Raw genomic sequence first — 9,938 nt, 5'->3', positions numbered from 1 at the left:
GGGCGCGGCACGGCCGGCCGGGCGGTCGGGGTGCCGGCCGGCACCACCGCGGCGGCGTCGAGGTGCAGGCGCTCGGCGAGGAGCGTCGCGACCGCGTCGACGTCGCCGGGCGCGCCGACGACGGCGAGCACCGACCCGGGTCCACGCTCGGGTGCGGCCGCGACCGGCACGGCGGCCAGCGCCTCGAACAGCGTGCGAGGGCGGTCGACGAGCAGCCGCGCGGGGACGCCCAGGCCCGCGAGCCGGTCGGCGAGGTCGGTGGGCTTGTCGGCCTGGACCGCGCGCAGCACCTCGGGCGGCGCCGGGCGCGGGACGGGCGTCGCGTCGCCGACCAGCGCCCGGACCTGCTCGAGCACGTCGGCGAAGGCGGGGCTTCCCGTCGAGACCTCGGGAGGACCGGAGTCGGCGGCGTCCGCCGCCTCGAGGAGCGCGTCGATGCCCGCGGCGTCGGCCCTGCTCGCGCGCGGCCGCGGAGCGGGAGCCTCGGGCACCTCGACCGTGAGCTCGAAGTGCTCGCGCGCGAAGAAGCCGACCAGCCCGCCCGTGCGCACGCGCTCGGCCCGCACGACCTTCGCCCCGGCGCCCAGCTCCTCGCGGACGTGGGCCATCAGGGCGGCCAGGTCGGTGCCCTCAAGCAGCAACCGCGTGCCCACTGCTCACCACCCCGACGGTCTCGATCGTGACGCCCGCCCCGGTGACCTCGCCGTACGAGAGCACGGGCAGGCGCGGCAGGCCCAGCGCGACGAGGCGCCGCAGCGCGGGCCGGATCGTCGGCGCGCACACCAGGAGCACGGTGCGCCCGCTGGCCTCGGCGTGCGCGACCGCGTCGCGCAGCTGCGCGAGCACGAGCTCGACACGGGACGGGTCGACGAGCAGCTGCGTGCCGTGCTCGGCGGGCCGGACGGACTCGACGAGCTGCTGCTCGAGCAGGGGCTCGAGCGTGACGACGCGCAGCACGCCGTCCTGCACGTAGGGCGCCGACAGCGCGGGGCCGAGCGCGGAGCGGGCCGCCTCCACGAGCCCCTCGGGGTCGGTCCCCGCGCGGGCGCGGAGCGTGAGGGCCTCGTAGATCCGGCCGAGGTCGCGGATCGGCACCTCCTCGGTGAGCAGCCCCTGCAGCACGCGCTGCACCTCGCCGAGCGACATGAGCGTCGGCACGAGCTCCTCGACCACCGACGGGTTGACGCGCTTGATCCCCTCCGTCAGCACGCGCACGTCCTCGCGGCCGAGCAGCCGCGCGGCGTTCTGGTTGATGAGCGCACCCAGGTGCGTGATGAGCACGGACACGCGGTCGACGACGGTCGCGCCGGTCATCTCCGCGGCGTGCCGGAGCTCGGCCGGTACCCACTTGCCCGCGAGGCCGAAGACCGGCTCCTGCACGACCGAGCCCGGCAGCGCCGCGAGGTCGTCGCCGAGCGCGAGGACGCGACCCGCCGGGGCCTGGCCGCGGCCGACCTCGACGCCCGCGATCCGCACGGCGTATGTGGCGGGCGGCAGGTCGACGCTGTCGCGCGTGCGGACGGGCGGCACGACGATGCCGAGGTCCAGCGCGGTCTTGCGCCGCAGCCCGCGCACGCGCGCCAGCAGGTCCTGCTCGGGGCCGTCGCCGACGAGGTCGACGAGGTCCGGCGCGAGCAGGATCTCGAGCGTGTGGACGCGCATCTGCTCGATGAGCTGCTCGGGGGTGTCGGCGGACGGCGCCGCGGCGGGTGCGGCCGGCACGAGCGCGGCCTTCTCCTCGCGCGCCTGGGTGGCCTTGGTGCGCTGCGCGACGATGATCAGGACGCAGCCCACCAGCAGGAACGGCAGCTTGGGCATGCCGGGCAGCAGCGCGAGGCTCACGGCACCGCCGCCCGCGATGAGCAGCGCGTTGCGCGACTGGGTCAGCTGCTTGGCCGCGGCCGAGCCCATGTCGCCCTCGGCGGTCGCCCGCGTGACGACGATGCCCGTGGACACCGACAGCAGCAGCGCCGGGATCTGCGTGACCAGGCCGTCGCCGATCGTCAGCAGGCTGAAGCGCTCGAGCGCCTCGGTGGGCGACATGCCCATCTGCAGCATGCCGATGACGAACCCGCCGATGAGGTTGATGACCGTGATGACGATGCCGGCGATCGCGTCGCCCTTGACGAACTTCGACCCGCCGTCCATCGCGCCGTAGAAGTCGGCCTCGGCGGCCACGTCCGCGCGGCGGCGGCGCGCCTGCTCCTCGTCGATCAGGCCCGAGTTGAGGTCGGCGTCGATCGCCATCTGCTTGCCGGGCATCGCGTCGAGCGTGAACCGCGCGCCCACCTCGGCGACGCGGCCCGCGCCGTTGGTGATGACGACGAACTGGATGACCACGAGGATCAGGAAGATCACGAGCCCGATCACGAGCGAGCCGCCCACCACGAAGTGGCCGAACGCGTCGATGACCTGCCCCGCGTACCCGTCGCGCAGCACGAGCCGCGTCGAGGCGACGTTGAGGCCGAGCCGGAACAGCGTGAACACGAGGATCAGCGACGGGAACACCGAGAAGTCGAGCGGTCGCTTGACGTACATGCTGGTCAGCAGGATGACGAGCGACGCGGTGATGTTCACGGCGATCAGCACGTCGAGCAGCGCGGCGGGCAGCGGCACGACGAGCATGAGCACGATGCCGACGACGCCCGCGGGCACGGCCATGGGGGCGAGGGACCGGTTCTTCATGGCTGGGCCTTCGGGGTCGCGCCGGCGCGGGCCGGCGTGCGGCGGGCCGCGCGTGCGGCGGCCCGGTGGTCGGTGGTGTCGTCGGCCGGCAGCGCTGAGCCGCCCTGCAGGCGGTGCTGGCCCGCCGCGGCGCCGCGGCGGCGCAGCGCCATGACGAACGCGAGCACGCGGGCCACGGCGGTGAACAGGTGCGCGGGGATCTCCTGCCCGAGCTCGCAGGCCGCGTGCAGCGCGCGCGCCAGGGGCACGTCCTCCACCATCGGCACGCGGTTCTCGGACGCGGCGGCGCGCATCTTGGCCGCGACGACGCCCGCGCCCTTGGCCACGACGCGCGGTGCGCCGGTGCCCGGGTCGTACCGCAGCGCGACGGCCACGTGCGTCGGGTTGACCAGCACGACGTCCGCGCCGGCCACCTCGGCCATCATCCGGTTGCGGCTCATGGCCATCTGCTTGGAGCGGATCGCGCCCTTGAGCATGGGGTCCCCCTCGGTGCGCTTGTGCTCGTCCTTGACCTCTTTGAGCGACATGCGGGTCTGCTTGCGGTTGCGCCGCATGACCACGACCACGTCGAGCACCGCGAGCAGCACGCCGGCCGCGATGCCCCAGCGCAGCAGCGCCTGCGTGCCGCGCGACGCCTCGCCGAGCAGGTGCGAGAGCGGCAGCCGCCCCGAGCCCACGACCAGCGGCACGAGCGCCTGCACGGAGACGTACAGCACGACGCCGACGACGATCGTCTTGAGCAGCGTCTTGAGCCCCTGCCACCACGCCTGCGGGCCGACGAGCCGCTTGACGCCCTTGACCGGGTTCAGCTGGTCGACGTGCAGGCGGAACCGGCGCGGGCGCCACCCGCCCTGGGCCAGGCCGACCGCGAGGGTCACGAGCACCGCGACGACCAACAGCGGGGCGAGCGTGGTGAGCACGCTCGTGAGCCCGTCGCGCAGCGCGGCGACCGCGGCCTCGGCCGACGGGTCGCGCGCGACGTCACGCACCAGCGCGAGCTGGTCGACCGCGGCCGACTGCCCGCGCGAGATCGTCGTCGGCATCATCAGGACGGCGGCGCCGAGGCCCAGCCAGGCGGCGAGGTCCTGCGAGCGCCCCAGCTGGCCCTTGCGGTGGACCTCCTTCATCCGCTGCGGGGTGGCCTTCTCGGACTTGTCCTCGCTCACGGCAGCACCCCCAGCATCTGCGTGACCGACCGGCCGGTCAGGCCCTGGACCACGGCGGGCAGCCCGACGAACGCGAAGCCGCCGAGCGTGAGGGTGAGCAGGATCTTGAGCGGGAAGCCCAGGGCGAAGGCGTTGAGCGCGGGCGCGACACGGGTGAGCAGACCGAGCCCCGCGTCGGCGAGGAACAGCACGACGATGAGCGGCCCGGCGATCTGCAGCGCGGACAGGAACATCTGGGTGATGCCCGTGGTGAGGGCCTGCGCGAGCGCGGCCGTGTCCAGCATCGCGCCGAGCGGCAGGGCGTCGAACGAGCGGACCATCCCGGCGATGACCACCTGGTAGGCGTCGGTCGCGAACAGCAGCACGAGGGCCGCCATCTGGTAGAGCCGCTGGAAGGGCGCGCCGCTCGTCATGCCGAGCGGGTCGAACGCCGTGGCCATCTGGAAGCCGCCGGACAGGTCGATGAGCGCACCGGCCGACTGCACGGCCGCGAACACGAGGGAGACGAGGAACCCGAGCGCGCCGCCGACGACCGCCTGCGCCACGAGGGCGCCGAGGAACGCGGGCGTGGTGTCCGAGGGCAGCGGGTCGAGCCGCGGCGAGACCGCGAGCGCGAGGGCCATCGCGAGGCCGACCTTGACGGTCCCGGGCACCGCGCGGTGGGCGAACGGCGGCGCGACGACGAAGAACGCGGCGAACCGCACGCTCGCGAGCATCACCGTCTCGATCCCGGCGAGCGGGAGCGTCAGCGTCGCGGGTCCCACGTCAGCCGCCCACGAGGGTGGGGATGCGGGCGAACAGGTCGTGCGTGAAGCTCACGAGCTCGGAGATCATCCAGTGCCCGCACACGAGCAGGGCGATGCCGGCGGCGAGCGCCTTGGGCACGAAGCTGAGCGTCACCTCCTGGATCTGGGTGACCGACTGCACCAGCGAGACGATGAAGCCGACGACCAGCGCCGTGACCAGCACGGGCGCGGAGAGCTTGGCGGCGAGCACGAGGGCGTCGAGCCCCACGTCGAGGACGGCCGCGGTGTCCACTAGCCGCCGCCCGTGTAGGAGCCGACCAGCGAGGTGACGACCAGCCCCCAGCCGTCGACGAGCACGAACAGCAGCAGCTTGAACGGCAGCGAGATCATCACCGGCGGCAGCATCATCATGCCCATCGACATCAGGGACGCCGAGACGACGAGGTCGATCACGAGGAACGGCACGAAGATGACGAAGCCCATGATGAACGCGGAGCGCAGCTCCGAGAGCAGGAACGCCGGGACGAGCGTGACCATCGGGACGTCCTGGGGCGTCGCCGGGTTGGGCCGGTCCGCGGCGCGCGTGAGCAGCGCCAGGTCCTGCTCGCGCGTGTGGGACGCCATGAACTCGCGCAGGGGCGCGGACCCCGCGTCGACCGCCTGGGAGAACGTCATCGAGCCGTCGAGGTAGGGCTGCACGCCGTCGGCGTTGACGTCCGAGAGCACGGGCGACATGACGAACAGGCTGAGGAACAGCGCGAGCCCCGCCAGGACCTGGTTGGGCGGGACGCCCTGCAGGCCCAGCGCGTTCCGGGTGAACGCCAGGACGACGAAGATCTTGGTGAAGCTCGTGGTCATGAGGATGAGCGCGGGGGCGACCGAGAGCAGCGTGATCGCGACGAGGACCACGATCGAGGAGCTGGGCGTGCCGTTCACGCCGTTGACTGAGACGGTCACGCTGTCGCCCAGGCCCGAGGGCGCCGCGGGCGGCGTCGGGGTGGCGGGGTCGGTGGGCGCCGCGGTCGAGGCGGTCGCCCCGGCCACGAGCGCGATCCCGGCGAGCGCGACGACCACCGTCAGGCGGCGGGCCACGGCACGCGCGCTCACCGCCTGACCGTCCGGTCCTGCAGGGTCTTGACGAGGGTGCGCCAGGTCTCGGGCGAGAGCACCGAGCCGTGCAGCGGGCCGCCGGTGTGCGCGGGGTCGAGCCCGGAGGTCAGGCCGGAGTCCAGCGGGGCGCGCGGTGCCGGGACGCGGGGCTTGGTCGGAGCGGGGGCGAGCGCGGGTGCGGCCTCGACGACCGGCGCGAGCTCGGACAGCATCGTGACCTGCTGGTCGCCGTAGCCGACGAGCAGCCGGCGGTTGCCGACCGCGACGACCGCGACGCCCGAGTGGCGGCTCACGGCCTGCTTGCCCACCAGGCGCACCTCGGCCTCGCGCTGGGCGCGCACGCGTCGCGGCCCGCCCAGTCGCCGACCGGCGAACCAGATGAGCCCGATCACGCACGCGAGCGACAGGAGGACCCGCGCGGCGAGCATGACGGTGTCCATCAGCGCGCGGCGTCCTCGTCGTACACGATCTCCGTGACGCGGATGCCGTACGCCTCGTCGACGACGACGACCTCGCCGCGCGCGATCAGGCGGCCGTTGACCATGACGTCCGCCGCCGCGCCCGCGGCGCGGTCGAGCTCGAGAACCGTGCCGGGCGTGAGGTCGAGGACCTGGCGGACGGGGAGCGTGGTGCGGCCGATCTCGGCCGTCAGGGTCATGTCGACGTCGTAGAGCATCCGCATGCTGCCGCGCTGGGTCGGGACGGCCGCGGGGGCCGGCGTCGTGCGCTGGCCGCGCACGCGCAGCGCGAACCACGCCACCGTGCGGCCTTCGTCCTGCAGCGCGAGCACCTCGGCGCCGCCGGTCGCCGCCCCCGCGGGCTCGGTCCGGCTGGCCTCGAGGACGCCCGCGCCGACCTCGCGGCCGGCCGCCTCGAGCGCGGGGCGCAGGGCGTCGAGCGCGGTCAGGGTGCCGCCGGCCGCGGCCGTGACGTCGCCCAGCACGTCGGACGCGACGAGCACGAGGTCCGCGCTCGGCGAACCGACGAGGGTCGCGACGACCGCGACCGCGTCCGCGGGGACGTCGCCGTCGCGCGCGGCGACGACGGTCAGCGGGGTGGTCGCGGGCACGAGCGCGGCGGCAGCGCGCGCGGCCCGCTCGGCGAGCTGGGCGGTGCCGAGGTCGGGTGCGACGGCGGTGGAGCTGGGCGAGTTCATGCGGGGATCTCCTCGACGGTGACGACACGGCACGCGAGCCGTGACCCGTGGCTGCCGATGGCGGCCCGGGCGAGCACGACGCCGTCGACGACCACGTCCAGCGGGGTCGACGACGGGTGGGACAGGGGCAGGACGTCGCCGACCTGCAGCGACAGCACGTCGCGGGGGTGGACGGTCACGGGCGCGAACTGCACGCCGACCCGCACGGGCACGCCCTGCACGGCGAGCTCGAGGTCGGCGTGCGCGGCCGCGGCCGCCTGCCGGTCCTCGGCCGAGTGCGCGATCGCGCCGTCGGCGGCGTGCAGCGCGGCGAGCATCGTGTCGGCCGGCAGCATGAACGTGACCGCGTCCTCGCGCTCGCCGACCCGCAGCGTGAACGAGGCCACGAGCACCGTCTCGGAGGCGCCGGTCGCCTGCACGAACTGCGGGTTGTACTGCACGCCCTGCACGGTGACGCCGAGCCGGGTGAGGCCCGCGAACGCGTACTCGAGGTCGGCCAGCGAGTGCTGCAGCAGGTCGCGCACGAGCGTCAGCTCGATCTCGGTGAGCTCGCGGCCCTCGCGCTCGTCGCCGCGGCCGTCGCCGCCGAAGAGGTAGTCGATCCAGACCATCGTGGCGCCCACGGGCAGCTGCACGACGGCCGTCTGCCGGCTGTGCTCGACGGTGCAGAGCACCATCGCGGTGGGGCTCGGCAGGAGGTTGACGTACTCGTCGTACGTCTGGAGCGCGACCTGGTCGAAGGCCAGGTGGCTCACGACGCGCAGGCGCGCGGTCAGCTGGTTGCCGAACTGGCGGGCGAACCGCTCGAACGCCATCTCGAGGTGGCGCGCGTGCTCGCGCACCAGGGTCAGCGGGCGCCGGAAGTCGTAGGTGTCGACCTGCGTGCCGCGCGCGCGGCGGGGCGTGGGCACGCCGTTGACAGAGGGCGCGCCGTTGGCAGGGGGCACAGCGGGGGCGTCGGGCGCGTGCGGGTCGGTCACGAGCCACCCATCGGCGGGCGCGCGGACGTGTTGAGCGATCGCACGGGACTTCTTCTCCGGCCCACCCTCCATGGGTGGGTTCGGGTCCCTGGACGGGACCCGGCGGAGCGGTGCGGCGCCCTCCGTGGCGCCAGTGAACGACCGGTCGTGCCGGCTACTGCGTGACGTAGTTCGTCAGGTAGACCCCCATCACCTCGCCCTCGTACGCCTCGGACAGCTCGTGGGCGAGCTGGTCGCGCAGCTTCTCGCGGGTCTTCGGGTCCGAGACCTCCTCGACGGAGCGTCCGGAGAACAGGGCGATCGCGTGGTCGACCGCCTTCGACGGGTCGGGCGCCTCGGCCACGTCGGTGGTCAGCTGCAGCGCCAGGCCGAGCCGCAGGTAGTGGCCGCCCTCGAGGTTGAGGCTCACGGGCTCGACGGTCAGCACCTCACCGGGCTCGGGCGTGGGCTCGGCGGCGGGCTCGGCCGGACCGGACGGGCGCAGGAGGAAGAACCAGGCCGCACCGAGCGCGACGAGCACGACCGGCAGGATCACCAGGACGAGCTTCTTCCTGGACTTCTCGGCCTCGGGCGCGGGCTCGGCCTCCGTCTGCGGGGCGCCGGACCCGCCGCCGATCTTGCCGCCGATCTTCGGACCGGACACGACGCGTTGCTCGATGGGCATCCGACTACTCCTTGCTCAGGGCGGGCAGCAGGGCCCGGACGGCCTCGGGGGCGCTGGACAGGACGACGAGGTCGACGCGGCGGTTGGCCTCGAGGGCCTCGTCGTCGTGCCCGGCCTGCAGGGGTCGCTCGTCGCCGAAACCGACGGCCATGATCCGCTTGCCGGGCAGGCGGTCCTTCTCGACGAGGTGCCGCAGCACCTGCGTCGCGCGATCGGCGGACAGCTCCCAGTTGGTCGCGTACCGCCCGGAGACGGGGAGCACGTTGGCGTGGCCCTCGACGGAGATCTGCTCGTCGACGCGGCGCAGCATCGGCCCGGCCACGTCGAGCACCTTGCGGGCCACGGGTGTCAGGTCCGCGCTCGCGGGGGCGAAGAAGACGTCGTCGGCGACGAGGCCCAGCACGAGGCCGCGCTCGTCGATCCGGAAGCGCACCGCGTCGCCCAGGTGGCTCGCGGCGAGCTGCGCCTCGATCTTGTCCCGCAGGTCCTGCAGGTGCGCGGCCTCCTTCCTGGCGGCCGCGAGCACGTCGGGGTCCACTGCGTCGTCGGGGTCGTCGGGTGCCGTCGTCGGGCTCGCGCCCTGCGTGCCGAGGCCGGCGTCCGCGGCGACCATGCCGGCCGTGCCGTCGACCGGCGTCGTCTCGGGCACGACGCTCTCGCCCGTGAGCGTGCCGCGGCTGCCGTCGAGCACCGAGTCGGTGCCGCTCTGGTCCTGGAAGCCGGCGCTGAGCGAGTCGCGCAGCGCGATGTATTTGTCCTGGTCCACCTGGCTGATCGCGAACAGCACGATGAACAGCGCCATGAGCACGGTGATCATGTCGGAGTAGCTGACCAGCCACCGCTCGTGGTTGACGTGCTCCTCCTCGTGGCCGCCGCCGCGCCGGCCGCGACCCCGCCCCGCGTGGCCGCTCATGCCGCGGCCTTCTTCTCTGCGGCGGCCGGGGGCAGCAGGCTGCGCAGGCGCTCGCCCACCAGCCGCGGGTTGGCGCCGGCCTGGACGGCGAGGAGCCCCTCGAGCGTGACCTCCATCTGCTGGCACTCGAGGTCGGAGATGCGCTTGATGCGCGCGCCGAGCGGCAGCCAGATGACGTTGGCGGACAGGATGCCCCACAGCGTCGCGACGAAAGCCGCGGCGATCGAGTGGCCCAGCTCCGCGGGCTCGGACAGGTTCTCGAGCACGTGCACGAGCGAGATGACGGTGCCGATGATGCCGATGGTCGGCGCGTAGCCACCCATGTCGGCGAAGTACTTGGCGTGCACGCGGTCACTCGCGCGCTTGGTCGCGATGCGGTCCTCGAGGATGACCCGCAGGTCCTCGGGGTCGGTGCCGTCGATCGCCGCCTGCAGACCGTTGCGCAGGAACTCGTCGTCGATGCTGCGTGCCGCGTCCTCGAGCGAGAGCAGGCCCTCGCGCCGGGCGCGGTCCGCGAG

12 protein-coding genes are annotated in these 9,938 nt (G+C 74.0%); all 12 read right to left on the bottom strand.

Going from position 1 to position 9,938, the window contains the following annotated elements; genetic code table 11:
• The coding region (locus tag D1825_RS02560; RefSeq protein WP_199721471.1) for a hypothetical protein at positions 1-653 on the bottom strand (653 nt) is incomplete at its 3' end.
• On the bottom strand, positions 631-2,685 hold the full coding sequence (locus D1825_RS02555; protein WP_118765916.1) for a flagellar biosynthesis protein FlhA: 2,055 nt from the start codon (positions 2,683-2,685) through the stop codon (positions 631-633). The genes D1825_RS02555 and D1825_RS02560, both read right to left, overlap by 23 nt.
• The gene (locus D1825_RS02550; RefSeq protein ID WP_199721470.1) at positions 2,682-3,851 is read right to left on the bottom strand and encodes an EscU/YscU/HrcU family type III secretion system export apparatus switch protein; all 1,170 of its coding nucleotides are present in this window, start codon (positions 3,849-3,851) and stop codon (positions 2,682-2,684) included. Before D1825_RS02550 ends, D1825_RS02555 begins: the two co-directional genes overlap by 4 nt.
• Positions 3,848-4,615, bottom strand: coding sequence for a flagellar biosynthetic protein FliR (locus tag D1825_RS02545; protein WP_233549580.1), 768 nt, complete (start codon positions 4,613-4,615; stop codon positions 3,848-3,850). The genes D1825_RS02550 and D1825_RS02545 overlap by 4 nt, the downstream gene beginning before the upstream one ends.
• 1 nt (position 4,616) lies before the next feature.
• A complete protein-coding gene (fliQ, locus tag D1825_RS02540; RefSeq protein WP_118765915.1) occupies positions 4,617-4,889 on the bottom strand; it encodes a flagellar biosynthesis protein FliQ in 273 nt (90 codons plus the stop codon).
• The gene (gene fliP / locus D1825_RS02535; protein WP_118765914.1) at positions 4,889-5,704 is read right to left on the bottom strand and encodes a flagellar type III secretion system pore protein FliP; all 816 of its coding nucleotides are present in this window, start codon (positions 5,702-5,704) and stop codon (positions 4,889-4,891) included. The genes fliQ and fliP overlap by 1 nt, the downstream gene beginning before the upstream one ends.
• A complete protein-coding gene (locus D1825_RS02530) occupies positions 5,701-6,147 on the bottom strand; it encodes a flagellar biosynthetic protein FliO (RefSeq protein WP_118765913.1) in 447 nt (148 codons plus the stop codon). Before D1825_RS02530 ends, fliP begins: the two co-directional genes overlap by 4 nt.
• On the bottom strand, positions 6,147-6,863 hold the full coding sequence (gene fliN / locus D1825_RS02525; RefSeq protein ID WP_118765912.1) for a flagellar motor switch protein FliN: 717 nt from the start codon (positions 6,861-6,863) through the stop codon (positions 6,147-6,149). Before fliN ends, D1825_RS02530 begins: the two co-directional genes overlap by 1 nt.
• Positions 6,860-7,843 carry a flagellar motor switch protein FliM gene (locus D1825_RS02520; RefSeq protein WP_233549579.1) on the bottom strand — a complete coding sequence of 328 codons (984 nt, stop codon included), beginning with the start codon at positions 7,841-7,843 and terminating at the stop codon, positions 6,860-6,862. Before D1825_RS02520 ends, fliN begins: the two co-directional genes overlap by 4 nt.
• Before the next feature lie 154 nt (positions 7,844-7,997).
• Positions 7,998-8,507, bottom strand: coding sequence for a flagellar basal body-associated FliL family protein (locus D1825_RS02515; RefSeq protein ID WP_118765910.1), 510 nt, complete (start codon positions 8,505-8,507; stop codon positions 7,998-8,000).
• A 4-nt stretch (positions 8,508-8,511) separates the two neighbouring features.
• The gene (locus D1825_RS02510; RefSeq protein ID WP_118765909.1) at positions 8,512-9,420 is read right to left on the bottom strand and encodes an OmpA/MotB family protein; all 909 of its coding nucleotides are present in this window, start codon (positions 9,418-9,420) and stop codon (positions 8,512-8,514) included.
• A partial coding sequence (locus D1825_RS02505; protein ID WP_118765908.1) for a motility protein A occupies positions 9,417-9,938 on the bottom strand: 522 nt, incomplete at its 5' end. The genes D1825_RS02505 and D1825_RS02510, both read right to left, overlap by 4 nt.

The organism is Cellulomonas rhizosphaerae, from assembly GCF_003470205.1.
GTDB classification, from domain to species: Bacteria; Actinomycetota; Actinomycetes; order Actinomycetales; family Cellulomonadaceae; genus Cellulomonas; species Cellulomonas rhizosphaerae.
This window is presented reverse-complemented; position numbering and strand designations above follow the sequence as displayed.